Below are 23,673 nucleotides of genomic sequence, written 5' to 3'. Positions count from 1 at the left end.
CAAGGCGGGCTGTGGATAGCGCCTCAAGGCGAGGCGGTGGCGCCTTCGCTCCTGTGATCGGCGGCACCGACCCAGTGGTTCTTGCCGTTCTCGCCCGGAACCCATTCGATGGCATTGGCCTTGAGGCGCATCGGCACGGCGATGACCTTGTCGTGGCCAAGGGCCTGCAGCGCGGGAACCATGCCGGCCAGCGGTGTACCGGCCTCGACTGCCAGCGCACCGGGGGCCGGCATCACAATGCCCTGCGCGATGGCGTCGCGCGCGGAGAGGTTCCAATCGAGCGTGCCGATGATCACGCGGATCACCTGCGGCGGAATAGTGAAGCCGCCGGCCGCACCCGCGATGAGGCGCAAATGGCCGTCCGGGCCGTAAACCACCACCGGACTCATCGAACTGCGCGGCCGCTTGCCAGCCTCGACGCGATTGGCGGTCGGCTTGCCGTTCCGCTCTGGGTCGAGGTTGAAGTCGGTCAGTTCATTGTTGAGGAAATATCCCCCGACCATCAGCCCCGAGCCGAACGCGCTTTCGACCGTGGAGGTATAGCTGGCGGCATTGCCCCAGCGATCGACGGCCGCGAAGTGGGTCGTGCCGTTCTCGTGGACCGGGCCGGCCATGGCAAAGCGGTCCGTTGCGCCGGCGGGCTTGCCTGGGGCTGCCGTTCCGATCGTCGCGGATTCCGAGATCAGCGCAGAGCGTGCGGCGAGATAGCCCGGGTCAATAAGGCCGACAGTCGGCACGGGCGCGAAATCCGGATCGGCGAGATACGCATCGCGGTCGGCAAAGGCGAGCCGCTCGGCCTCGGCGATCAGGTGCCATGCGGTGGGCGAGGCGGGGCCCATGGCCTTGAGGTCGAAGCGTTCGAGTGCGCCGAGCGTTTGCAGGACCGTCACGCCGCCGGCCGAGGGCGGGCCCATGCTGCACACGCGCCAGACGCGGTATCGGCCGCAGACGGGATCCCGCGGCTTCGCCTGGTAGGCGGCGAGATCGGCGGTGCTCATCGGTGCGGGATTGCGCGGTGCAGTGCCGACCTTGGCGGCCAGCGCCTTTGCATTGTCGCCCAGATAGAAGCTGTCCGCACCCAGCGCGGCGATCTTCTCGAACGTGGCGGCGAGGGCAGGGTTGCGCACCACGGTGCCGACCGGAAGCGGGGTGCCGTCCGCACCGAAGAATAGCGCGCGGCCGGCGGGGTCGAGCCCGGCGATGTCGGGCGCCATGGCCAGCGTGGCGGCGAGGCGGGGAGTGATCGCGAAACCATCGCCGGCAAGGCGGATCGCCGGGCCGAACAGCACGCGCCACGGCAGCTTGCCGAAGCGGGCGTGCGCCATGGCGGCGAGGCGCACATTGCCGGGCACGCCAACGCTGCGTCCACCCGGGACAGCGTCTGCGTGATCGAGCACTTTGCCATCAACCTTGAACCAGTCGGGCGTGGCTGCTGCGGGCGCCTTTTCGCGGCCATCGAACGTCTCGACCGTGCCGGTGGTATCGGCGGTAACGAGGAAGCCGCCTCCGCCGATGCCGGAGCTTTGTGGTTCGACCACTGTCAGCGCGAGCATCACGGCAATCGCCGCATCGGTCGCCGAGCCGCCAAGTCGCAGCATTTCCGCGCCGGCGGCCGCTGCGCGCGGGTCGGCAGCCGTGACGACGCCGGGATCCTGCGGCGCGGCTTCGGGCGTGGGTGCAAGGGTGCTGGCCGGTGCCGCGTTGGGCAGCGGCGCGCAGGCCTGCGCCATTACGAAGAGCGCGGCGGGCGCGAGCGAGCGGACGATGCGAAGATCCATGCGGCCAGCGTTATTCGCTGCCGACCGCCTCGGCAATGCTGCTCATGCCTTCGGCGCTAACACGCCGGGCAAGGCCATCAACGATTCGCCGGACGAGGCCCGGGCCTTCATAGACCAGCGCACTGTAGATCTGGATCAGGCTCGCCCCGGCGCGGATGCGTGCCCAGGCGTCCTCTACGCTGGCAATTCCGCCCACGCCGATCAGCGGAATGGCCCCGCCGGTGGCGCTGCGGAATTCGCGCAGAACTTTCAGCGCCAACGGGCGCAGCGGTTCGCCCGAAAGGCCCCCGGCCTCGCCTGCAAGCGGCGAGCGCAGAGAAGGGCGGGTGATCGTGGTGTTGGTGATGATCAGTGCGTCGAGCCGCTTGTCGAGCGCGATCCTGCAGATGGCGTCGATGTCGGTCGACGTCAGGTCCGGCGCCAGCTTGAGGAACAGCTTGGTGGGCAGATCGCCGCGCGCCTCGATCACCGCATCGAGCAGGTCCGCCAGCGCCGCCGGGTCCTGCAGGGCACGCAGGCCCGGCGTGTTGGGCGACGAGATGTTGACCGTGAGGTAGTTTGCGAGCGGGGCCATGATCCGCGTCATCTTCGCGTAGTCGGCAATCCGGTCGAGTGAATCCTTGTTGGCGCCGATGTTCGCGCCGACCACGCCGGGCTGGCCGCGGCGATTCGCAAGCCGGGCGGCTACGACGTCGGCGCCCGCGTTGTTGAAGCCCATTCGGTTGATCACCGCGTTGTCCTCGACGAGGCGGAACAGCCGTGGCTTCGGGTTACCTTCTTGCGGGCGGGGGGTGACGGTACCGGCCTCGACGAAGCCGAAACCGAGTCCGAGCAGCGCGTCGGGCACTTCGCCGTTCTTGTCGAAGCCGGCGGCGATGCCAACGGGATTGGGGAACACCAGCCCAGCGACTCGCTGGCAAAGCAGCGGCTGCGGCGCAGTGCGGGCGGTGCGCGGTGCGTGGGCAAGCGCGGCAATGGTCAGGCGATGGGCAGATTCGGCGGGAATGCGAAACAGCAAAGGACGGCAAATCGAATAGAGCATGCTTGGGCTTTTCCCTCCGGCCCGCTTACGGGTCAGTGATTCTATTGCCGCCCCGCGCATCGACGCCAAGCGCCAATTGCAACCAAATTGCTGGTTAACCGTCTGTTAAGCATTGAATTAGCGCGCTTGTTGCAAGCGTGCCACCGATTTTGTCGAATCCGTACAATTCATAGCCATGGCGGTGTCGTACCTAAGGCGTGCGACCCGAAGGGCTCGGTGCATCAGTGCATTCGAGTTCTCGACTTCATGGCGGCTTGTGCCCTGGCACAAGCCGCCTTTTTTTATCTGCTTGCAGGCGGCGCGCGAAGTTGCACGCGTTGCGGCACCACCCTGCGTCGCTTCGGGCAGGTTGTGGCATTTTGGGGCAAGGCGTGCGGCTTGCACTGATCGCGGCCATCGCCTAGATAACTGGAACAGATCAGTCCGATTTTATGTCGGATCTATTTTCCGGGACCCGCTGCAATGCGACTTTCGAGCATGGCCGACTATGCCGTGGTGACCATGACCGCCGCCGCGCGTCATTGCGGTCGCCATGGTGCTGGCGGCGCACGGGTTTCGGCGCAGCAGTTGGCGGACGAGACGGGGCTGCCGGTGCCGACCGTGCAGAAGCTCGTCAGCAAGCTGGCGGCTGCGGGGCTGCTCAAGTCGGTGCGCGGGCTGGGCGGCGGGCTCAAGCTGGCGCGCCCGGCAGCGGCGATTTCTCTGGCTGATATTGTCGAGGCGGTAGAGGGCCCGATTGCGATGGCGCCATGCAGCGTGCATGGCCGCCATGATTGCACGCTGGAAGCCGATTGCACGGTGCGCCCGCACTGGCCTGAGGTCGATGCGGCGCTGCGCGGGGCGCTTGCGGGTGTGACGCTGACCCAACTCACCCGCCCGGTGCCTGCGGGAGTGGTGGCAGGAGCTTCGGCATGAGTGAGGGTGAAGTGGAGATCAAGGATCAGGCCGCGCGCGATGCAGCCGCCCGCGTCGCGGACTACGAGCATGGCTGGTCTTCGGATATCGAGCAGGAATACGGCCCCAAGGGCCTTTCCGAAGACACCGTGCGCTTTATCTCGGCCAAGAAGGACGAGCCGGAGTGGATGCTCGAGTGGCGGCTCAAGGCCTATCGCCACTGGCTGACCATGCCGACGCCCGATTGGGCCAAGCTCTCCATTCCGCCAATCGATTATCAGGAATCCTACTACTGGGCCGCGCCCAAGGTGAAGCCCAAGCTCGGCAGCCTCGACGAGGTCGATCCCGAGATCCTGCGCATCTACGAAAAGCTCGGCATTCCGCTCGAGGAGCAGAAGGTGCTCGCTGGCGTGGAAGGCGCGCGCAAGGTCGCGGTCGATGCGGTGTTCGACAGCGTCTCGGTGGCGACGACCTTCCGCAAGGAGCTGGAGCAGGCGGGCGTCATCTTCCGTTCGATCAGCGAGGCGATCCGCGAATATCCTGATCTCGTGCGCAAGTGGCTGGGCCGCGTCGTGCCGATGCAGGACAACTACTTTTCCGCGCTCAATTGCGCGGTCTTTTCGGACGGTACCTTTGTCTACATTCCAGAGGGTGTGCGCTGCCCGATGGAGCTTTCGACCTATTTCCGCATCAATGCCGAGAACACCGGGCAGTTCGAGCGTACGCTGATCGTGGCGGACAAGGGCGCCTACGTCTCGTACCTTGAGGGCTGCACCGCTCCGCAGCGCGACGAAAACCAGCTTCACGCGGCGGTGGTCGAGCTGGTCGCGCTCGACGATGCCGAGATCAAGTATTCGACCGTGCAGAACTGGTACCCGGGTGATGCGGACGGCAAGGGCGGCATCTACAACTTCGTCACCAAGCGTGCGCTGTGCCAGGGCGCGCGCAGCAAAGTGAGTTGGACGCAGGTTGAAACCGGCAGCGCGATCACGTGGAAGTATCCGAGCTGCGTTCTCAACGGCGAGGCTTCCGTCGGCGAATTCTATTCGGTGGCGGTGACCAACAACCACCAGCAGGCCGATACCGGCACCAAGATGATCCACAACGGGAAGAACACCCGTTCGACCATCGTATCGAAAGGCATCAGCGCGGGCCATTCGAACAACACTTACCGCGGCCTCGTGCGCGTCGCCCCGCAGGCCGAGGGCGTCCGGAACTTCACACAGTGCGATTCGCTTCTGCTGGGCGCAGACTGCGGTGCGCATACGGTGCCCTACATCGAGGTGCGCAACCCGAGCGCGACGATCGAGCACGAGGCGACCACCAGCAAGATTTCGGACGATCAGCTGTTCTATGCGATGCAGCGCGGCCTCGCGCAGGAAGACGCCATCGCGCTGATCGTGAACGGTTTTGCCCGCGAAGTGCTGCAGCAATTGCCGATGGAATTTGCCGTTGAGGCCCAGAAGCTCTTGGGGATCAGCCTTGAGGGGTCTGTCGGATGATCCTGTCCATGCTCCTGCTGAGCGGCTTGCAAGTGCCCGATCCGGCGCCCGCTCTTGACGCCGTGAAGACATGTGACCGCGTCGAGATGCGCAAGATGATCGCTGGCGAGCCGCATCGACGCACCGAATTTGCCGCTGCCGCCTATGCCGAACAACGTGCCATCGCGCGAGAGCGCGCCACCTTGCTTGCCGCGCCGTCGGCTGACCGGGGTGAAGGCACGCCCGCAGGAGAGGCAGACACTGCGAACGCTCTCGGTCAGCTGGATGGGCGCCAGAAGCAACTCGACGATGCCCGCGCCGTGGAAACGTCGTGGCGGGCGCTGTTCGATGAAATGCGCGCGGATTTTCTCGCCAACTGCAATGGCAGGAAGGACTCGCAATGACGCTCACTCTCATCGTGCGCCCAGTGATGGCAGACGACGCGTCTGCGCTGGCCGATCTGCTGAACGCGGTGATCGCGGCAGGCGGAACGACCGCGCTGCAGGAGCCGTTCATGCCCGAGGCGCTCGATACAGCCTATCTGACCGGGCCGAATGTCCACTGCTGTTTCGTTGCGGAGGATGCAGACGGCATTTTGCTCGGCTTCCAGACCTTGGGGCGCTATCCAGGCCTGCCCGAGGATGTCGGCGATATCGCCACCTTCGCGCGCGTGGGAAGTACGCAGCGCGGGATCGGTTCGGCGCTGTTTGCCGCCACCACCAAGCGCGCCGCCGCACTCGGCCTCAGCGCGATCAACGCGACGATCCGGGGTGACAACGCCGGCGGCCTCGCGTTCTACGCCAAGCAGGGCTTTGTCGATCTCGGCGTGACGCCGGGGGTGCCGTTGAAGGATGGCACGCTGGTGGACCGCGTGCACAAGCGGTTTACCTTGCCAGTGCGGGACGTTGCAGCGGAAGCTCCGGCGAAGCGCAAGCTCTCGCTGCGTTTTGGCGGGGATGACGCGCCGACTTTGCAGAAGAAGGGACGCGGCTGGGCGATTTCCGAATCGCGGCTTGATGCCCTGCACGAGCGCGCGCGCGAGATGCGCCGCAATCCCGGTCCTGCGCTGGAAGCTCTGGCCGATGCGCTGACCCGCGTCGAAACCGGCGGCTACAGCTTCAAGCGCCAGGCGGTGATCGGCTCTGCCATCGTCGATTTTGCCTGCAAGCAGCTGATGCTGGTGATCGAGATCGACGGCGATGCCGATGCGGCCTTCACCGCCGCGCGCGACAAGAGCCTGACCGAAGTGGGCTACCGCGTGGAGCGGATCGCCGCCTCCGCTGTGCTCGCCGATGCTGATGCCGCCGCGCAGCGCATTTCCGACATCATGCGCAGCCTCCACACCGAACGCCGGTCCAAGCGGACCCAAAGGCCACGGCGATGAGCTATCTGTTTACTGCATCAATGATCCTGATCCCAGTAATGCTGCTTTATTCGATCTACAAAGGTAAACTGGAAGAAGCAATTATGTGGGGCATACTGGCTTCATTTGCAGTATTTATCCTGTGGATCGTATCCGGCTTGAAGTACGGGTAGGTTATTAGACTGGAAAGTGTAGTGCTCAGAATTGAAAACCTCTCCGCTACCGTTGCGGACAAGCCGATCCTCAAGGGCCTGTCTCTCACGATCAACGCGGGCGAAATCCATGCCATCATGGGGCCGAACGGCGCAGGCAAGTCGACGCTCGGCTATACGCTCGGCGGACGGCCGGGTTATGAGGTGACCGGCGGGAGTGTTGACTTCGACGGACAGGATCTGCTCGCGCTCGATCCGCACGAGCGCGCGGCGGCAGGGCTGTTCCTCGGTTTCCAGTATCCGGTCGAGATCGCCGGCGTTTCCAACCTGCAGTTCCTGCGCGAGGCGCTCAACGCGCAGCGCAAGGTGCATGGGGAAGAGCCGCTTTCGGGCGCGGCTTTCATCAAGCTCGCCAAGGAACAGGCGGGTCTTCTGCGTTTCGACATGGACATGCTCAAGCGCCCGGTGAACGTGGGCTTTTCCGGCGGCGAGAAAAAGCGCGCCGAGATGGTGCAGATGGGCATTCTCGCCCCCAAGCTGGCGATCCTGGACGAGACCGATTCGGGCCTCGACATCGACGCGCTGCGCATCTGCGGCGAGGGCATCAACGCGATCATGCGGGGGCCCGGCAAGGCCGTGCTCCTCATCACGCACTACCAGCGCCTGCTCGATTACGTGAAGCCTGACTTCGTGCATGTGCTTGCCGGGGGGCGGATCGTGAAGTCGGGCGGGCCGGAACTGGCGCTTGAACTCGAGGAGCAAGGCTACGAGGCGGTGGCCGCATGAGCCTGCTGTTCGCCCTGGCGATGGCGGCGCAGGCGGCAGAGCCTGCCGCGCCCGCCGCGCCGCCCCCTGCCGCACCCCCTCCTGTCATGCCTTCGGCGTTCCTCGGTGAGTGGGCACCTTCTGCAGCGCTGTGCGGTGACAAATATGCGCGCCGCATTCTGACAGCCTCGATGAACACCGAGGGTGACTACTGGGGTGTGGTCAAGGCGATCGAAACGCTGGGCGAACGGCACATCGTGGTGCGCGAAGGCGATGACGATTTCGGCGTGGCGCTGACGGCGGACTATGTGCTGAGCCCCGATGGCAAGATGCTGGTGCTCCATGTGCTGGAGCGCGGCGGCGTCAAGGTTTCCGAAGCCCCGATCCCGATGGTGCGCTGCGAGGTGGCCCGTGGCTAGTCTCGCGCTCCCGACCCGCCCCTTGCCCACAAAGCGGGATGAGGCCTATCGCTACGCCGATCTGGCCGCACTGGCGCCGCTCTGGCCGCTGGCGGTGCAGGAAATCCGCGTCGCCGCCGGCGCGAGCGATGCGCTGGCGATCACCGCGCGCTCCGACCGCGCCGAGGCGCGCGAACTCCTTATCACGCTGGAAGACGGCGCGAGTTTTGACCTGCGCGTGCTGAATGCGGGCAGTGCCTATGGCCGGATTGCGGTGACGGCCGTCCTCGGCAAGGGTGCGTCGTTCCACTTCGGTGCGGCGCAAATGGGCGCGGGCACGCAGACGCTCGAGATCGTGACTGAAGTGCGCCATCTGCAGCCCGATGCGGTCAGCCGGCAGGTCGTGCGCTCGGTCCTCGGCGGACAGGCGACGGGCACCTACCTCGGCAAGGTCCACGTCGCACGCGGGGCGATCGGCACCGATGGCGAACAGTCGATCCGCGCCATGCTGCTCGACCGTACAGCGACCGCCAATGCGCGGCCCGAACTCGAAATCTACGCCGACGACGTGAAGTGCGCGCATGGCTGCGCGGTCGGCGAGCTGGATCCGCAAGGCCTGTTCTACCTGCAATCGCGCGGTCTGCCGCCGGCCGAGGCCAAGAAGCTGATGCTCCATGCCTTCATCGCCGAAGCCTTCGTCGGCGCGCCGGAGGCCGAGGCGCTGACCGAGGCGGCACTGGCCGGGCTGGAGAACCTGCTGTGAGCACCCAGACCCTCTCCCGCCTCGACGAATGGCCCGGCCTTCTCAACGCCGAGGGCAAGCGCTGGCACTACCTCGATACGGCCGCCACCGCACAGAAGCCGCGCAGCGTGATCGATGCGATGACGCGGGCGATGGGTGCCGATTATGCGACGGTTCACCGCGGGGTCTACACCCGCTCGGCAGAGATGACGCTGGCCTACGAAGCCGCACGGCGCACCGTGGCGGCGCTGATCGGCGGGCGCGAGGAAGAGCTGGTCTTCACGCGCGGCGCGACCGAGGCGATCAATCTCGTCGCGCAATCGTGGGGCGTGAGCAATCTGAAACCCGGCGACCGTGTGCTGCTTTCGCAGCTGGAGCACCATTCCAACATCGTGCCGTGGCAGCTGATCCGCGAACGGACGGGGATCGAGATCGACGTTTGCCCGCTGACCGAGGACGGCCAGATCGATCTCGACGCGGCGGAGCGGATGCTCACCCCGGCCCACAAGCTGGTGGCCTTCGCGCATGTTTCCAATGTGCTCGGCTCGGTGCTCGATGCGCCGCGCGCGGTGCGGCTGGCCCATGCGGTCGGCGCGAAGATCTTGCTTGATGGCTGCCAGGCGGCGGCGCGCCTGCCGGTGGATGTGGCGGTGCTGGGCTGCGATTTCTATGTTTTTTCCGCACACAAGCTCTACGGGCCGACTGGCATCGGCGCGCTCTGGGCCCGGGCGGAGATCCTCTCGGCGATGCCGCCATGGCAGGGTGGCGGCTCGATGATCGACCGCGTTTCCTTTGCACAGTCGACCTGGGCCCCCGCTCCGCAGCGTTTCGAGGCCGGGACACCCGCCATTGTCGAGGCGATTGCCTTTCGCGCAGCGGCGGATTTCCTGAACGATGCCGGGCTCGCGGCGATCCATTCGCATGAGGCGCGGCTGGTCGCCCTGGCGCGCGAGGCGCTGGGGCGACTCAATGCGGTGCGTCTGTTCGGGCCCGAAGAGAGCGCCGGAATCGTCAGCTTCGCGCTCGAAGGCGTGCACCCGCACGATCTTGGCACGATCCTCGACGAAGAGAACGTGGCAATCCGCGCAGGCCATCACTGCGCGCAGCCCCTGATGGAGCACCTCGGCGTGCCGGCAACGGCGCGCGCGAGTTTTGGTATTTACAGCGACGAAAGCGATGTTGCGGCGCTGGTGCGCGGCATCGAGCGGACCCTAAGGATATTCGGATGAACCGGATCGAGATCGAGGAAGTCGAAGGCGTAGAACCGCCGCGCCGGGCGCGCGTCGAGGATGCGCATGAACCCCATGGGGAAACGCCCGCCGAAAAGCTGGAGCGCAAGCGCGACTATCTGGAGGGCTTCCTTGCGGAGAAGCCGGTCGATGCCGCGCCGGGTGAGCCGGGCGGGGAGATCTACGAGGGCGTTATCGCTGCGCTGCGGGATATTTTCGACCCCGAGATTCCGGTCAATATCTATGATCTCGGCCTGATCTACGGTGTCGACGTCAGCCCCGAGGGCTCGGTCGTGGTGACGATGACGCTGACCACCCCGCATTGCCCGGTTGCCGAATCGATGCCCGCCGAAGTCGAGCTTCGCGTCGAGGCGGTGCCCGGCGTGCGCGATGCCGAGGTCAATCTGGTGTGGGATCCGGCGTGGGACCCGCAGAAGATGAGCGATGACGCCAAGCTCGAACTTGGTATGCTCTAACAGTTTCCGCATTCGGCCCCATATAGGTGAAGCCATGACCACCGAAGCCCCCACCCGCATCCGCCAGCGCCCCGCCGCGGTGATCCTCACGCCTTCAGCAGAGGCACGGATCGCCAGGCTCATGGCGAGCGCGCCGGAAGGGGCAATCGGCGTCAAGCTGTCCACCCCGCGCCGGGGTTGTTCGGGCCTCGCCTACTCGGTCGATTACGTCGAGGCGGCCAATCCGATGGACGAGCGGATCGAGACGCCGGGCGGAACTTTCTTCATCGACGGGGCCTCGGTGCTCTACCTGATCGGCAGCACGATGGACTGGCAGGAAGATGACTTCGCCGCCGGCTTCGTGTTCCAGAACCCCAATGCCAAGGGCTCCTGCGGCTGCGGCGAGAGCTTCACGGTCTGACCGGAGTGCCCACAGCCATCGCCGCACTGCGCGCGCGGGTCGCCGCGCAGCGCACCAACAATCCGGCGATGTACGGCACGGTCGATTTTTCCATCCATCCCGAACGGCTGCTGACCGACGGCAACGTGGCGGGCAGTGAACTGCGCAGCTACCCGAAGGTGGCGGCCGGGCTGCTCGAGAACCGCGATCTCATGGAGCGCATGGCCGCCTATACCATGATGGGCGACGCGGTGGCCGATCCTTATGCCGCCCTGATGCCGGAATATGGCTTCAAGCGGTTGGTCGATATGCTGGTGGAGGCCTGCGACAAGGGCCTTAACAAGGTAGAGGGCGCGCCGCCCGAGCTCGGCACCTTCATCCGCAGCATGGAAGCCACGCCCGCGTGGGTGGACATGAAGATGGTCGAGGAAGGCGCGCGGCTCCAGCGGGTCACCTTTGCGAATGTGGCACCGTGGGCGATCCGGGGTGCGTTCATCGCCACCTTCATGAACAAGTATGCCGCGCTGCCGATGGCGCTGACGGGCACGCTTTCGAACAAGACCGCCGCGCGGCGGATCAAGGAAACCGCGACCTTCTTCGGCACTTCAGTGCTGCCCGGCGCGCTCGCCCGCTTCGGCCCCGGCTTCAAGGCGGCGGCCATGGTGCGGCTGATGCATTCGATGGTGCGCTTCAACGTGTTGTCGGGCAGCAAATGGGATCAGCAGGTCTACGGCATTCCTATCCCGCAAGTCGATCAGATGCCGGCGGGGCTGATCTCAGATTTCCTGATCTCGTCGAAGGTGCTGAAAGAAGGGCGCATCGACTTCACCCCCGAGGAACGCGCGCAGATCGAGCTGTCGCGCTACCGCTGCTTCCTGCTGGGCTTGCCTGAGGATCTGCTGGCCGATACGCCGCGAGGGATCGTCGATGCATGGAACGCTCGCGCGCTCACCTTGCGCGCCGGGTTCGACGAGGCGACGTGCGGCGGCCTGCTGCGCGCAACACTGGAAGCCGATCTCGTCGACACCTCGACGCCGCAAGGCCAGGTTCGTGATCGCCTCGAACGGTCGTTCGCCAAGGTCTACTTCATGCAGAACTTCTGCGACGGCAGCGAGAAGACGGCGGCGCGCTTCGGCGTGAAAATCCGTGCGATCGACCGGATGCGGGCGGCGGCTGTCGGCGTCGGCCTCATGGGCCAGATGCGGCTTTACGGCGTCGCCGCGAAGACCCCGGGCGTCCGGCGTCTGGCTGACCAACGGCTTGTGGGCAAGGTCCGCGAATACCTCGGCAGCCTCGGCCACGCCGAGTTCACCACGGACGCTGCGAAGTACAAGCCCGCAGCTTAGCCTTGCGTTGACAGGGGCGGGGTGATCCTGCGATCCTTCGCGGCCTATGAGCGATACCAAGATCAAGGGCCCGGCCTCCTACTTCCCCTCGATCGAGAAGACCTACGGTCGCCCGATTGCAGAGTGGATAGAGCTCATCCGTGCGGCACTTCCGGGAAGGCACATGGAGCTTGTCGCCATGCTCAAGGAAAAGCACGGGATGGGGCACGGGCATGCCAATGCCATCGTTGCGCACACGCTCGCCGAACTGGGGGACTGAGCGTCCGCCGCTTGTTTCTAAAGCCGCCGCAGCCGGATCGGAGCCGGCTCGGCCAGCAGGGTATCGACCTCGCGCGAGCCGAGCGGCCGGGCAAATTCGAGGCCAAGTCGCGCGCGGTCTGACCAGCGGATGATCGCGCGGGTGACGACACTGCCGAAGTCGATCTCGACGAACTGGCCATTCGCCCCGTCGGCAAGGTCGCCCGATTCGATCTGGCAGCCATAGCGTGAGATATCGAAGATGCGTTGCACGCGGCCGGACGATGCCGCACCGGCCTGCATGCGCTGCACGCGCCGGTTGTCGACCGCGACTTCTTGCGACAGCATTCTCGCCGGCATGTGCATACGCTTCCCCATTGCGATGAGGCACTTATGCAGGTCGGCGGGTAAACGCTTCCTGTTATGGCAATGGCTAACGCCGGCTGAAGAGAGGGCTTATCCTTCAGCAAGGAAGGCGAGAAGCGCCTCCTCAAGCGGGTCGGTCTTGCCGTCGGCCTGGATGTGTCCTTCTAGCCACGCCTGCTCGGGAGAGGTCAGCGTGGCATCGGCATCCGCTTCGCCGGCAAAGTCGCGCGCCGAAGGGCCGCCACCCAGCACATCCTGTGCGGCGGAGCGCAGATCGCCCGCGCTCACGCGGCTGATGCGGCCGAAGAACCGGCCGAGGCTGCTCGTTCTGTCATTCATGAACGTTTCGAGTTCGGCAGCGCGCTCGCGGCTGATCGCACGGCCGCCGGTCCAGCCCTGCAGGTAGCTCCCCACGCCCTGCACGAAAAGGCGCTGCCATTCGGGGGCATTGGGCGCGCCAAGGGTGGCATCCTTGAGGCGGAACAGCATCTCGGCCTCGGCCAGGCTGACCGCCGCCGGGCGGTCACCGCCGCTGGCGAAGATCACGCGGCGCAGCAGCTTGCATTCTGCTTCGGTGATCGAACCGGGGCTCAGGCTGCCGCCGTCGCGGGTCGGGCCCTCGCCGCTGCGCACGGCGCGTTCGATCTGGGCGAGGGCGTAGTCCTTGAGGCGGTCCGGCGTGCCGAGCGCTTTTTCCAGCACGCGGACGAGGAGCTCCAACTCGGCAACCGAATCGAGCTGGCCATCCTGATCCAGCTTTGCGATCAGCCAGTCGGCGGTCGCGTCGGACACATAGCCGCGCGGCTCGGTTCCATTGAGGACATATTCGCCCACCGCTTCAACGAGAAAGTCGACCCATTCGGGGCTCTTGCTGCTGACCACGTCGTTGATCGCGAGGATCGCCTCCGCCTCGGTCTGGTCGATCCGCCCGTCGGGCCATGCGGTGCGGCGCAGCGCCAGCACCTCGCCGGCGGAAATCGCGCCATCGGCAGCCGCCTGGCGCGCCAGCTCGGGGAAATTGATCGTCATCGGCAGTCCGTCCGCATGTGCTGTGGCACACACGTATGGACCCGAGAGGGTTTATTTGGCGTTACCCTTCTACGCCTTAACGCAGATCCGGCGGGGTTGCCTCAGCCTTGAGCAGCGCGATGGCCTCGGCCAGCGGGATCACCTTCTGGTGCTGTTCGCCCAGCGTGCGGATGGCGACAGTGCCTTCCTCCGCCTCGCGCTTGCCGACGACTAGCAGGTAGGGGACCTTCTGCAAGGAATGCTCGCGCACCTTGTAGTTGATCTTCTCGTTGCGCGTGTCGGTCTCGGTGCGGATGCCGGCGGCGCGCAGCGCGGTGGTCGCCTCATGCGCATAGTCGTCGGCATCCGAGACGATGGTCGCGACCACGGCCTGCACCGGGGCAAGCCATGCGGGCAGGCGACCGGCGAAGTGTTCGATCAGGATGCCGATGAAGCGTTCATACGAACCGAAGATCGCGCGGTGGAGCATGACCGGACGGTGCCGTTCGCCGTCCTCGGCGATATAGCCCGCGTCGAGCCGTTCAGGCAGGACGCGGTCCGACTGGATCGTGCCGACCTGCCAGGTGCGGCCGATGGCGTCCGTCAGGTGCCATTCGAGCTTGGGCGCATAGAACGCGCCTTCGCCGGGGAGTTCCTCCCAGCCGTATTCCGGCGTCGCGAGACCGGCCTCGGTCACGGCATTGCGGAGCTCCGTCTCGGCCATGTCCCACATCTCTTCGGTGCCGAAGCGCTTTTCGGGGCGCAGTGCGAGCTTGATCGAATAGGTGAAGCCGAAGTCCTTGTAGATCCGGTCCGCCAGTTCGCAGAAGGCGCGGACCTCGGAGACGATCTGGTCCTCGCGGCAGAAGATATGCGCGTCGTCCTGCGTGAACTGGCGCACGCGCATAAGGCCATGGAGCGCGCCATGCGGCTCGTTGCGGTGGCAGCAGCCGTTCTCGTAGAGGCGCAGCGGCAGCTCGCGGTAGGACTTGAGGCCCTGCCGGAAGATCAGCACGTGTGCCGGGCAGTTCATCGGCTTCAAGGCCATCCACTCGGCATCGTCCGAGACGATTGGGCCTTCGTCCTCGGTGTTGGGCACTTCGTCGGGGATGACGAACATGTTCTCGCGGTACTTGCCCCAGTGGCCGGACTGCTCCCACTGGCGCGCGTCCATCACCTGCGGCGTCTTGACCTCCTTGTAGCCCGCACCGTCGATGGCGCGGCGCATGTAGGCTTCCAGCTCCCGCCAGATGCGGTAGCCCTTGGGATGCCAGAACACGCTGCCGTGCGCTTCGGCCTGGAGGTGGAACAGGTCCATCTCCGCGCCCAGCTTGCGGTGATCGCGCTTCGCCGCTTCTTCCAGCCGCGTGAGGTGCGCATCGAGCTGCTTCTTGTTGAGCCAGCCGGTCCCGTAGACGCGGCTGAGCATCGCGTTGGACTGGTCGCCGCGCCAGTAGGCGCCCGACACGCGCGTCAGCTTGAAGGCCGCGGGATCGAGCTTGCCGGTCGAGGCAAGGTGCGGGCCGCGGCACATGTCGAGCCAGTCGTCACCCGACCAGTAGACCGTCAGCGCCTCGTCGCCGGGCAGTTCGGCGGCCCATTCGGCCTTGAACGTTTCGCCCTGCTGCTGCCAGCGGCTGATCAGCTGCTCGCGGCTCCAGACCTCGCGGCGGAGCGGCTTGTCCGCCGCGATGATCTTGCGCATCGCTTCTTCGATGACCGGCAGGTCGTCCTCGGTGAACGCGCGGTCTTTCGGCGCAAAGTCATAATAGAAGCCGTCGTCCGTGCTCGGGCCGAAGGTGATCTGCGTGCCGGGGAACAGCGCCTGCACCGCTTCTGCCAGCACGTGGGCGTAATCGTGGCGCACGAGTTCGAGCGCATCAGCTTCATCGCGTGCGGTGATGAGCGCCAGCGCGGCATCGCCTTCGAAGGGTCGGGTGATGTCGAAGAGCTCACCATCCACGCGCGCGCCAATGGCGGCCTTGGCGAGGCCCGGGCCGATCGCGGCGGCGATGTCTGCCGGAGTGGTGCCGGGCGCGACGTCGCGGACGGAACCATCGGGCAGGGTTATCTTGAACATTTCGGACATGGACGCTCTCGCTCGTTTCGCCTGGGTGCAGCGATCCCGGGCGCTTTGGCAGAAACGAGCGCGCGCCGGAAGGGGGCAGAGACCGCCCTTCGCATGGCACGTGCGATTGTGACCGTTTGACCGTCGCGCGCACCGTGGCCAAAAGGGCGGCATGATCCAGCACTTCACGCTGCCTTCGGGCGAACGCATGGCCTACCGCTTCCTGCCGGGCCCAAAGCCGGATCCGACGCCCACTATCGTGTTCCTGCCCGGCTACATGTCCGACATGAGCGGGGGTAAGGCGCAAGCGGTGATTGCCGATGCCGAGGCCAAGGGGCGGGCCTGCCTGCTGCTCGACTATACCGGCCTCGGCCAGAGCGAAGGCGTGTTTGCGGAGAAGTCGCTGCCGCTGTGGCGCGAGGAGGTCATCGCGCTGCTGGACGGGCTGGGGATCGAGCGCGTGATCCTCGTGGGCTCCAGCATGGGCGGCTGGCTGATGCTGCTGCTGGCCGAGGCGCTTGGCACGCGTGTTGCCGCGCTGGTCGGTCTCGCCCCCGCGCCTGACTTTTGCGAATGGGGCTTCGATGCGGCGCAGAAGGCCGTTTTTGCGCGCGGCGAGCCGGTCTACGAGGAAAACATCTACGGTCCCGAACCGACGCCGACCTACGCGAAGTTCTGGGCGGCAGGGATGGAATGCCTGCGGCTTGCGCGCGGTGTCGCGTTCGATGGGCCGGTGCGGCTGATCCATGGGCAGGCGGACCGGGACGTGCCGTGGGACATTTCCATCAGGCTCGCAGCGGCGCTGCGTTCAGCCGATGTGCAGGTCCATCTGATCAAGGACGGGGATCATCGCCTCTCGCGCCGGGCTGACATCGCCATACTGCTTGGCCAACTGGACGCACTGTTCGCGGCCTGAAGGATCCTAGATGCTTGTTCTGATTCCCGCCCTGCTGGCTGCCCATGCCCCGCTTCCGGCGGATGTCTGGCACCAGGTTGGCCCCAATCCGCGGCCGTTCGAAGTCTCGCCGCTGCCGATCCCGCGCCGCAAGCGCGCGACCGAAGTGCCGCCGCCGATGCCGGGGGCGACACCGCCTGCAACGCAGACCGGCGTTCCGGCACCACCAGCGCCCACCTCCGGGCCAAGGCCAACCCGCTACACGCTTTGCCTCGCTGCGGGTGACAAGGATCTGACCTCGGGGATAGCCGCCGCCCGCGCCTGGCTTGCCGAAGTGAGCAAGGCCGCCGGACCGAGCACCGCGCCCAGCACCGCACATGGCGCTGCCGCGCAGTGTCTTGGCCAGCTTCTCCTCCAGCAAGGCGATTCCACCGGCGCGGAAGCGGCCTTCATCGAAAGCGCCGGGCAAGTGCCGGCCAGCGATCCTGCGGCAACCGCCGCGCTGCAGGCGATGGCGGGCCATGCGGCCCTTGCGGGAGGGCGCGCCGAAGCCGCACTCGCGTGGTATGACAAGGCGCTCTCGCCCCCGCCGGCCGCCGCCCCCAGCGCCGAGGACAATGCGGTGCGCGGCGCGGTGCAGATCGGGCGCGCACGTGCCCTTGTTGCCCTTCAGCGCCTTCCCGAGGCCAGCGGTGCGCTGGAAGAAGCGCACCGGCTCGCCCCGAACGACCCGGAAGGCTGGCTGCTTTCCGCCACCCTCGCGCGGCGCGGCAAGGATCTGGAGCGGGCGCAGCGCGATATCGAGGTCGCCGCCAGCCTGGTCGCCAACGGCGATCCCCTGGCCGGCCAGATCGGCCTTGAGGCCGGGGTCATCGCCATGCTCTCGGGCCGCGAGGACGCCGCACGCAAGTCGTGGCAATCGGTTCTCGCGCTGGCGCCCGGCAGCGCGGAGGCGGCCACGGCCAAGGGTTATCTTGACCAGATCGGACCAGCGCCTACATCGAGTGCAGCACCGGCAGCCCCTGCCGCTCCTCCACCGGAGACTTCGCGATGACTCTGGCCAAGCTCAAGCTCTCCGTCCTCGATCTCGTTCCCGTGCGCGAAGGCGGCACCGTGGGCGAGGCGTTGGCCGAGGCCGCATCGCTCGCGCGCACGGCAGAGGAGCTGGGCTATAACCGCTTCTGGGTGGCCGAGCATCACGGCATGGAGGGGATCGCCGGGGCAGCGGTCTCGGTCGTGCTTGCGCATGTCGGCAATGCGACCCGCCGCATCCGGCTCGGTGCGGGCGGGATCATGCTGCCCAACCACAACCCGCTGGTGATTGCCGAACAGTTCGGCGCGCTCGATGCGCTGTTTCCGGGACGGATCGACCTAGGGCTCGGCCGCGCGCCTGGCGCGGACCAGCGCATCATGCGCGCACTGCACAAGGACATTCATCAGGCGGCGGAGAGCTTCCCGAACGACGTGGTGGAGCTGCAGCTGCATTTCGCCGGCGATCCGCGTCTGCCGTTGCAGGCCACGCCGGGCCTAGGCGCCAAACCGGAAATGTGGATCCTCGGTTCCAGCCTGTTCGGCGCGCAGCTCGCGGGAATGCTGGGCCTGCCCTACGCTTTTGCCTCGCACTTCGCGCCCGATCATCTCGATGCCGCGCTTGCCCTCTACCGCGAGCGGTTTCAGCCTTCTGAGCGGCTGGCCGAGCCCTACGTGATGGCCGCCATCAACGTGATTGCCGCTGATACGGACGAGGAAGCCGTGCTGCTCGCGTCCTCGATGGACCAGTCCTTCGTGCGGCTGCGCACGGGCTCGCCCGGCAAGCTGCCGCCGCCAGTGCCGGGCTACCGCGAAAGTCTGCATCCCTCCTCGCTGGCCATGCTCGATCACATGCGACAGGTCAGCGCCATCGGCAGCGTGAAGACCGTGCGCGAGCGCATCGCGGCGTTTCAGGCGCGGACCGGGGCTGACGAGCTGATCGTGTCCGGCTCAACGTTCGATCCGGCCTTGCGTCACCGCAGTCTGGCGCTGACGATGGAGGCCCTTCAGGCCGACGTCGCAGTCGCCGCCTGATAGGCAATGCTGCTTAAAACTTAAGGGTCCTCCCGCTTGCCTCTGCGCCCTTGCCGGAGTAGGCTGCGCATTATTAATTCATGAGTGTGACATAATATTACGCACTTATAACGACAGGAAGGCGCGCCTCCGCTGGGCCTTGTTCCGGCGGGGTGACAGCCCCGGGATGCAGGAGCGACCATGGCCACGAAGTCCGCCGAAACCGGCGCCGATGCGATTCTTGCCCAAGGACTCGCGACAGCGCTCGCTTCCCGTTTTGCAGCCTCGCTGCTGCCCGCAGAGGCCGCGGATTTCGAGACGGAGCGACTCGCCGGGGCGGCCCGGTTCACCCTGAAGGCTGCGGCGAAGCGCACCGGCGCGGACGTTGGGATCGCCATCGAGAGCGTTGGTGGCCAGTCGGGCACCGGCGGCGGTTCGCGCTATCTGCGCATCGCGGTGATCAACGACGACATGCCCTTCCTCGTCGATTCGATTGCGGCTGCGATCTCGGCGCAAGGGCTCGCGATTGACCGGTTGGTGCATCCGGTCGTGGCGGTGCGGCGCGATCCTGATGGCAATCTGCTCGGCCTGCCCGAAGGCGATGCGGTGGGTGAACGCCGCGAATCGATGGTCTATCTCGAGACCGAGCGCGTCGATGCGCGCGAGCGGCGCGCGCTCGATGCCGCGTTGCGCGCCACCCTGGCTGATGTCCACGCCGCCGTGGCCGATTGGCCGAGGATGCAGGCCGCGATGCAGGACGACGCGCGCACGCTCCCCGATCAGGAAGGCGCGGCGCTGCTGCGCTGGCTGGCGGACGGGATGCTCACCCAGCTTGGCCATGTCGTCCAGCATCGGGATGGCACACATGGCGAGGCGCTCGGCATTTGCCGGGCCAGCGATGCGCCGCTTCTCGCCAAAGCGAGCTACGACCGCGCCTTCGCGTGGTTTGATCGGCTGGGCGAACGGGGCACCGAGGTCCCGCGCGCCCCGCTGATCATCAAGGCCAACCGCATCGCTTTGGTGCATCGGCGCGTGCCGCTTGATCTGTTCATCGTGCCGGTGCTCGAAGGCGGCAAGGTCGTCGCGCTGTCGGTCCATGCCGGCGTCTGGACCAGCGCTGCGCTTGCCGCGACGCCCGACCGCATCCCGCGCATGCGCAGCCAGCTCGATGTACTGATGGTGAAGTTTGGTTTTGCCCCGAATGGCCATGCCGGCAAGGCGCTGGCGCACGCGCTCACCGCGCTGCCGCACGATATCCTGATCAGCTTCGATGAAGCCGATCTCGAACGCGTCGCGACAACGATGATGACGCTGATCGACCGGCCGCGGCCCCGCCTCGCGCTTGTCGCCGCGCCGCTTGCGCGCCACCTGTTCGCCTTCGTTTGGCTGCCGCGCGATGTGCAGTCCACCGAACTGCGGCTGCGTGTGCAGGCCATGCTGGTGGCAGCGACCGACGCGCCGATCCTCGATTGGAGCCTCTCGGTCGAGGGCCGTACGCTTGCGCTAATGCGCTTCGTGATCGACATCCGCGATGGTGCGGCTCTTCCCGATGAAGCCGCGCTCGATGCCGCGCTCCAGGCCATGGTGCGCGGCTGGGGTGCCGCCGTGGAGGCCGAACTTGCCAAGGGCGAGGACCCGGCGCGCGCCGCCGCCATTGCCGCGCGCTACGCCGATGCCTTTCCCATCGGTTACCGCAGCGCCTATGGGCCGGCCGAGGCGGCGGGCGATATCCGTGTGCTGCGTGCGATGACGCCAAGCGGGACTGGGGCCGTTGCCCCGCGCCGCGCGGTGCGGCTCCACCGCCTGCCGGGTGAGGAAGGCCTGCGCCTCAAGCTCTATCAGCGCGAAGGCGCGATCGTTCTGTCCGACGCAGTGCCTGTGCTCGAGAACTTCGGCTTCCGCGTGCTCGAGGAAGTGCCGACCGCGCTCGACAAGGGGCGGCTCGGCTTCATTCATGATTTCCTCGTCGCGCTCCCCGAAGGGATCGAGGGCGAAGCGCTGCTCGCGCGCCAGGAGGCGATAGAGGAATCGCTGGCGGCGGTGCTCAACGGCAGCGCGGAGGATGATGCGTTCAACCGCCTGATCGTTACCGCCGGGCTCACCGCGCGCGGGGCGAACTGGATGCGCGCCTGGTATCGCTACTTGCGCCAGGCCGGAATGACCTTTTCGATTGCCACCGCGGTCGAGGCGCTGCGCAGCGCGCCCATGGTGACCCGCGGATTGATCGGCCTGTTCCTCGCGCGGCATGACCCCGCTTTTGTCGAAGACCGCACCGAGGCCGAAGCGCGCTTTTCCGAGCAGATTCGCACCGGACTCGCCGGGGTCGCCGCGATCAATGACGACCGCCTGCTGCGCCAGTTCCGTGCGCTCGCCGAGGCAATCCTGCGCACCAATGCATTCAGCCCGGCGGCGGGCGAAGCGCTGGCATTCAAGATCGATTCGGCGCTGGTGCCAGGCCTGCCGCGCCCGGTGCCGTGGCGCGAGATCTTCGTCTATTCCCCGCGCGTCGAGGGCATCCACTTGCGCGCCGGACCCGTGGCGCGCGGCGGTCTGCGCTGGTCCGACCGGCGCGACGACTTCCGCACCGAAGTGCTCGGCCTGATGAAGGCGCAGCGCGTGAAGAACGCGGTGATCGTGCCGACCGGCGCCAAGGGCGGGTTCTATCCCAAGCAGCTCCCCGATCCGGTCCGCGCGCGCGAGTCCTGGTTGGCCGAGGGCCGCGCCAGCTACGAAGTGTTCATCCGTACGCTGCTTTCGGTGACGGACAACATCGTCGACGGCCAGGTGGTCCACCCCGAAAGCGTGATCATCCGCGATGGCGAGGACCCCTATTTCGTCGTCGCGGCGGACAAGGGCACCGCGACCTTTTCCGACATTGCCAATGCCATCGCCGAGGCCAAGGGTTTCTGGCTCGACGATGCCTTCGCGAGCGGCGGTTCGAAGGGCTATGACCACAAGGCCATGGGCATCACCGCGAAGGGCGCATGGCTTTCGGTGCAGCGCCACTTCAAGGAACTGGGCGTCGATGTGCAGACCCAGCCGATCACGGTCGCGGGCTGCGGAGACATGTCGGGCGATGTGTTCGGCAACGGCATGCTGCTTTCGAAAGCACTCAAGGTGGTGGCGGCGTTCGATCACCGGCACATCTTCCTCGATCCCGCGCCCGACCCGGCTGCCAGCTGGGCAGAGCGCGCGCGGCTGTTCGCGCTGCCGCGCTCCAGTTGGGATGATTACGACAAGACGCTGATCTCGCAGGGCGGCGGCGTGTTCGCCCGGACGATGAAGCTGATCCCGCTCTCGGACGAGATCCGCGCATTGCTCGGTGTCGAGGCCGCTGAACTCGATCCCGAAGCGCTGATCGCCGCGATCCTCAAGGCGCGGGTCGACCTCCTGTGGTTCGGCGGCATCGGCACTTATGTGAAGGCTTCCGCCGAAAACAACGTCGCGGTGGGCGATCCCGCCAACGACGCCCTGCGTATCAACGGTGCGGACGTGCGTGCGCGCGTGATCGGAGAGGGCGCCAATCTCGGCACCACACAGGCCGGGCGCATCGAATATTCGCTCATCGGCGCCAGCGGGCGCGGCGGGCGGATCAACACCGATTTCATCGACAACTCGGCCGGGGTCGATTGCTCGGACAACGAGGTCAACATCAAGATCGCACTCGCCTCGGCCAAGCGTGCCGGGCGGCTCGACGAGCCGGGCCGCGTCGCCTTGCTCACCGCGATGACCGATGATGTCTCTGGCCTTGTGCTGGAGGACAACCGGCTGCAGGCCCTCGCGCTGTCGATCGCCGAGCGCGGCGGGCCGGGCGCGGCACCGGCCTATGCACGTCTGGTCGATGTGCTCGAGGAAGGCGGCGACCTCGACCGCAAGACCGAGGGGCTCGCCAGCAGCGAGGACATGTTGCGCCGAGCGGCCGGTGGCCATGGCTTCACCCGGCCCGAACTCGCGGTGCTGCTCTCCAGCGCCAAGCTGGTGCTTCAGCGCGCGCTGGAGGAGAGCCCGGTGGTCGATGATCCGGTGCTGGAGGCCGATCTCTTCGCCGCGTTCCCGCCGCAGATGCGGGAAGCATTCGCCGAGGATATCCGCCATCACCGCCTGCGCCGCGAACTGATCGCGACCAAGCTCGCCAACCGCATCGTCAACGATCTCGGCCCCGTGCATCCTTTCGAACTCGTCGAGGAAGAGGGCGTCAGCCTGGCGCAAGTCGCGGCGGCTTTCGTGGTCGCGGCGCAGCTGCTCGATCTCAAGGGTATCTGGGCGCTGCTCGATGGTCCGGACGGCGATGCTATGCCCGAACAGCTGCGCCTCTCGCTCTATGCCCGCGTTGCTGAGGTGCTGCGCGGCCATATCGCCGATGTCCTGCGTGCAGGGCGCGGCTCGCTCGAGCCGGGCACGCTCATCGGCAAGCTGTCCTCAGGCGTCTCGCAGCTCTCAGCCTCGACCGGCGAACTGCTGCAGGGCGAGGCCAAGGTGCAGGCGCGGCGATTGCTGGCCGAACTCACCGATCAGGGGGTGCCGCCCAACGTGGCGCAACGCATCGCCCATCTCGTCGATATGGACGGGGCCATCGGCCTTGCTCACCTCGCTGCCACCCGGGCCATTGATCCGGCGTCGCTGACGGTGGCATTCTCGGCGCTTGGTGCGGCGCTCGGGCTCGATTGGGCGCAGCAGGCGGCCAGCAGGATGAACCCGTCCGATCCGTGGGAGCGTCTGCTCGTTGCGGGCCTTGCGCGTGATTTCCAGCAGATGCGGCTCGATTTCCTCGCCCGCGCTGCCGGGCAGGATCCGGGCGGCGCCGTCGCGCAGTGGCTCGAGGCGCACGCTGCCCCGGTGCGCAATTTCCGCGCGCTGACGGGCCGCGCGCAAGGGGCAGGCGGCGTCGCCCCGGCCATGCTGGCGCAGCTGGCGAGCCAGGCGCGGACCTTGCTGGCGCGCTGATCTGCCCGGCCGGGGCGGACAATTGCGTTCCGGCCAGTTGACGCGGCGCGCAATTTCGCCAAATCCG

General features: G+C 66.7%; 22 protein-coding genes. 17 read left to right on the top strand and 5 right to left on the bottom strand.

Annotated features, from left to right (window positions below):
* Window positions 1-23: 23 nt before the first annotated feature.
* Window positions 24-1,778: a gamma-glutamyltransferase gene (ggt, locus tag AQZ52_RS02525; protein ID WP_067906359.1), complete on the bottom strand. Its 1,755-nt coding sequence runs from the start codon at window positions 1,776-1,778 to the stop codon at window positions 24-26.
* A 10-nt stretch (window positions 1,779-1,788) separates the two neighbouring features.
* The gene (locus tag AQZ52_RS02520) at window positions 1,789-2,820 is read right to left on the bottom strand and encodes a quinone-dependent dihydroorotate dehydrogenase (protein WP_067906358.1); all 1,032 of its coding nucleotides are present in this window, start codon (window positions 2,818-2,820) and stop codon (window positions 1,789-1,791) included.
* Between the two features lie 462 nt (window positions 2,821-3,282).
* Here AQZ52_RS02520 and AQZ52_RS02515 point away from each other — a divergent pair, with 462 nt between their 5' ends.
* From AQZ52_RS02515 to AQZ52_RS02460, 13 genes are read left to right on the top strand one after another with little or no spacing between them, the layout of a single operon-like run.
* Complete coding sequence (locus AQZ52_RS02515) at window positions 3,283-3,735, top strand: RrF2 family transcriptional regulator (protein WP_067906357.1); 453 nt, start codon at window positions 3,283-3,285, stop codon at window positions 3,733-3,735.
* Window positions 3,732-5,216 carry a Fe-S cluster assembly protein SufB gene (sufB, locus tag AQZ52_RS02510; RefSeq protein WP_067906356.1) on the top strand — a complete coding sequence of 495 codons (1,485 nt, stop codon included), beginning with the start codon at window positions 3,732-3,734 and terminating at the stop codon, window positions 5,214-5,216. Before AQZ52_RS02515 ends, sufB begins: the two co-directional genes overlap by 4 nt.
* The gene (locus AQZ52_RS02505; protein ID WP_067906355.1) at window positions 5,213-5,599 is read left to right on the top strand and encodes a hypothetical protein; all 387 of its coding nucleotides are present in this window, start codon (window positions 5,213-5,215) and stop codon (window positions 5,597-5,599) included. The genes sufB and AQZ52_RS02505 overlap by 4 nt, the downstream gene beginning before the upstream one ends.
* A complete protein-coding gene (locus AQZ52_RS18985) occupies window positions 5,596-6,579 on the top strand; it encodes a GNAT family N-acetyltransferase (RefSeq protein ID WP_240481415.1) in 984 nt (327 codons plus the stop codon). The genes AQZ52_RS02505 and AQZ52_RS18985 overlap by 4 nt, the downstream gene beginning before the upstream one ends.
* Window positions 6,576-6,731 carry a hypothetical protein gene (locus AQZ52_RS18385; protein WP_156424759.1) on the top strand — a complete coding sequence of 52 codons (156 nt, stop codon included), beginning with the start codon at window positions 6,576-6,578 and terminating at the stop codon, window positions 6,729-6,731. The genes AQZ52_RS18985 and AQZ52_RS18385 overlap by 4 nt, the downstream gene beginning before the upstream one ends.
* Before the next feature lie 21 nt (window positions 6,732-6,752).
* A complete protein-coding gene (gene sufC, locus AQZ52_RS02495; protein ID WP_067906354.1) occupies window positions 6,753-7,496 on the top strand; it encodes a Fe-S cluster assembly ATPase SufC in 744 nt (247 codons plus the stop codon).
* Window positions 7,493-7,894 (top strand): hypothetical protein, encoded by a 402-nt coding sequence (locus AQZ52_RS02490; RefSeq protein WP_067906353.1) that lies wholly within the window; start codon window positions 7,493-7,495, stop codon window positions 7,892-7,894. The genes sufC and AQZ52_RS02490 overlap by 4 nt, the downstream gene beginning before the upstream one ends.
* A complete protein-coding gene (locus AQZ52_RS02485; protein ID WP_067906352.1) occupies window positions 7,887-8,636 on the top strand; it encodes a SufD family Fe-S cluster assembly protein in 750 nt (249 codons plus the stop codon). Before AQZ52_RS02490 ends, AQZ52_RS02485 begins: the two co-directional genes overlap by 8 nt.
* Window positions 8,633-9,844, top strand: coding sequence for a cysteine desulfurase (locus tag AQZ52_RS02480; protein WP_067906351.1), 1,212 nt, complete (start codon window positions 8,633-8,635; stop codon window positions 9,842-9,844). Before AQZ52_RS02485 ends, AQZ52_RS02480 begins: the two co-directional genes overlap by 4 nt.
* A complete protein-coding gene (locus tag AQZ52_RS02475) occupies window positions 9,841-10,320 on the top strand; it encodes an SUF system Fe-S cluster assembly protein (RefSeq protein WP_067906350.1) in 480 nt (159 codons plus the stop codon). Before AQZ52_RS02480 ends, AQZ52_RS02475 begins: the two co-directional genes overlap by 4 nt.
* A 34-nt stretch (window positions 10,321-10,354) precedes the next feature.
* Complete coding sequence (locus AQZ52_RS02470) at window positions 10,355-10,720, top strand: HesB/IscA family protein (RefSeq protein WP_067906349.1); 366 nt, start codon at window positions 10,355-10,357, stop codon at window positions 10,718-10,720.
* Between the two features lie 5 nt (window positions 10,721-10,725).
* Window positions 10,726-12,045 carry an oxygenase MpaB family protein gene (locus tag AQZ52_RS02465; RefSeq protein ID WP_067906348.1) on the top strand — a complete coding sequence of 440 codons (1,320 nt, stop codon included), beginning with the start codon at window positions 10,726-10,728 and terminating at the stop codon, window positions 12,043-12,045.
* A gap of 46 nt (window positions 12,046-12,091) precedes the next feature.
* Complete coding sequence (locus AQZ52_RS02460) at window positions 12,092-12,304, top strand: DUF4287 domain-containing protein (RefSeq protein WP_067906347.1); 213 nt, start codon at window positions 12,092-12,094, stop codon at window positions 12,302-12,304.
* Between the two features lie 17 nt (window positions 12,305-12,321).
* On the opposite strand, the gene AQZ52_RS02455 is transcribed toward AQZ52_RS02460, so the two are convergent.
* From AQZ52_RS02455 to thrS, 3 genes are all read right to left on the bottom strand, one after another.
* On the bottom strand, window positions 12,322-12,642 hold the full coding sequence (locus AQZ52_RS02455; RefSeq protein ID WP_156424758.1) for a PilZ domain-containing protein: 321 nt from the start codon (window positions 12,640-12,642) through the stop codon (window positions 12,322-12,324).
* 96 nt (window positions 12,643-12,738) lie between these two features.
* Window positions 12,739-13,677 (bottom strand): hypothetical protein, encoded by a 939-nt coding sequence (locus AQZ52_RS02450; protein ID WP_067906345.1) that lies wholly within the window; start codon window positions 13,675-13,677, stop codon window positions 12,739-12,741.
* A gap of 76 nt (window positions 13,678-13,753) precedes the next feature.
* On the bottom strand, window positions 13,754-15,745 hold the full coding sequence (gene thrS / locus AQZ52_RS02445) for a threonine--tRNA ligase (protein WP_067906344.1): 1,992 nt from the start codon (window positions 15,743-15,745) through the stop codon (window positions 13,754-13,756).
* A gap of 151 nt (window positions 15,746-15,896) precedes the next feature.
* Between thrS and AQZ52_RS02440 the strand changes: the two genes are divergently transcribed.
* The 4 genes from AQZ52_RS02440 (at window position 15,897) to AQZ52_RS02425 (ending at window position 23,606) form a co-directional block, all read left to right on the top strand.
* Window positions 15,897-16,640 carry an alpha/beta fold hydrolase gene (locus AQZ52_RS02440; protein ID WP_067906343.1) on the top strand — a complete coding sequence of 248 codons (744 nt, stop codon included), beginning with the start codon at window positions 15,897-15,899 and terminating at the stop codon, window positions 16,638-16,640.
* Window positions 16,641-16,650: 10 nt separating this feature from the next.
* Window positions 16,651-17,673: a tetratricopeptide repeat protein gene (locus tag AQZ52_RS02435; protein ID WP_067906342.1), complete on the top strand. Its 1,023-nt coding sequence runs from the start codon at window positions 16,651-16,653 to the stop codon at window positions 17,671-17,673.
* Window positions 17,670-18,683 (top strand): LLM class flavin-dependent oxidoreductase, encoded by a 1,014-nt coding sequence (locus tag AQZ52_RS02430; RefSeq protein WP_067906341.1) that lies wholly within the window; start codon window positions 17,670-17,672, stop codon window positions 18,681-18,683. The genes AQZ52_RS02435 and AQZ52_RS02430 overlap by 4 nt, the downstream gene beginning before the upstream one ends.
* Window positions 18,684-18,863: 180 nt before the next feature.
* Complete coding sequence (locus AQZ52_RS02425) at window positions 18,864-23,606, top strand: NAD-glutamate dehydrogenase (protein ID WP_067906340.1); 4,743 nt, start codon at window positions 18,864-18,866, stop codon at window positions 23,604-23,606.
* Window positions 23,607-23,673 lie beyond the last annotated feature (67 nt).

Origin of the sequence: Novosphingobium fuchskuhlense, from assembly GCF_001519075.1 — a bacterium.
GTDB lineage: Bacteria > Pseudomonadota > Alphaproteobacteria > Sphingomonadales > Sphingomonadaceae > Novosphingobium > Novosphingobium fuchskuhlense.
This window is presented reverse-complemented; position numbering and strand designations above follow the sequence as displayed.

Excerpts from the sequence above, each read along its gene's own strand:
- sufB (WP_067906356.1), top strand. The coding sequence starts at position 3,732 with ATGAGTGAGGGTGAAGTGGAGATCAAGGATCAGGCCGCGCGCGATGCA.
- AQZ52_RS02460 (WP_067906347.1), top strand. The coding sequence starts at position 12,092 with ATGAGCGATACCAAGATCAAGGGCCCGGCCTCCTACTTCCCCTCGATC.
- AQZ52_RS02470 (WP_067906349.1), top strand. The coding sequence starts at position 10,355 with ATGACCACCGAAGCCCCCACCCGCATCCGCCAGCGCCCCGCCGCGGTG.
- AQZ52_RS02450 (WP_067906345.1), bottom strand. The coding sequence starts at position 13,677 with ATGACGATCAATTTCCCCGAGCTGGCGCGCCAGGCGGCTGCCGATGGC.
- AQZ52_RS02440 (WP_067906343.1), top strand. The coding sequence starts at position 15,897 with ATGATCCAGCACTTCACGCTGCCTTCGGGCGAACGCATGGCCTACCGC.
- AQZ52_RS02430 (WP_067906341.1), top strand. The coding sequence starts at position 17,670 with ATGACTCTGGCCAAGCTCAAGCTCTCCGTCCTCGATCTCGTTCCCGTG.
- AQZ52_RS02475 (WP_067906350.1), top strand. The coding sequence starts at position 9,841 with ATGAACCGGATCGAGATCGAGGAAGTCGAAGGCGTAGAACCGCCGCGC.
- AQZ52_RS02435 (WP_067906342.1), top strand. The coding sequence starts at position 16,651 with ATGCTTGTTCTGATTCCCGCCCTGCTGGCTGCCCATGCCCCGCTTCCG.
- AQZ52_RS02515 (WP_067906357.1), top strand. The coding sequence starts at position 3,283 with ATGCGACTTTCGAGCATGGCCGACTATGCCGTGGTGACCATGACCGCC.
- AQZ52_RS02425 (WP_067906340.1), top strand. The coding sequence starts at position 18,864 with ATGGCCACGAAGTCCGCCGAAACCGGCGCCGATGCGATTCTTGCCCAA.
- AQZ52_RS02520 (WP_067906358.1), bottom strand. The coding sequence starts at position 2,820 with ATGCTCTATTCGATTTGCCGTCCTTTGCTGTTTCGCATTCCCGCCGAA.
- AQZ52_RS02505 (WP_067906355.1), top strand. The coding sequence starts at position 5,213 with ATGATCCTGTCCATGCTCCTGCTGAGCGGCTTGCAAGTGCCCGATCCG.
- AQZ52_RS02455 (WP_156424758.1), bottom strand. The coding sequence starts at position 12,642 with ATGCCGGCGAGAATGCTGTCGCAAGAAGTCGCGGTCGACAACCGGCGC.
- ggt (WP_067906359.1), bottom strand. The coding sequence starts at position 1,778 with ATGGATCTTCGCATCGTCCGCTCGCTCGCGCCCGCCGCGCTCTTCGTA.
- thrS (WP_067906344.1), bottom strand. The coding sequence starts at position 15,745 with ATGTCCGAAATGTTCAAGATAACCCTGCCCGATGGTTCCGTCCGCGAC.
- AQZ52_RS02490 (WP_067906353.1), top strand. The coding sequence starts at position 7,493 with ATGAGCCTGCTGTTCGCCCTGGCGATGGCGGCGCAGGCGGCAGAGCCT.
- AQZ52_RS18385 (WP_156424759.1), top strand. The coding sequence starts at position 6,576 with ATGAGCTATCTGTTTACTGCATCAATGATCCTGATCCCAGTAATGCTG.
- AQZ52_RS18985 (WP_240481415.1), top strand. The coding sequence starts at position 5,596 with ATGACGCTCACTCTCATCGTGCGCCCAGTGATGGCAGACGACGCGTCT.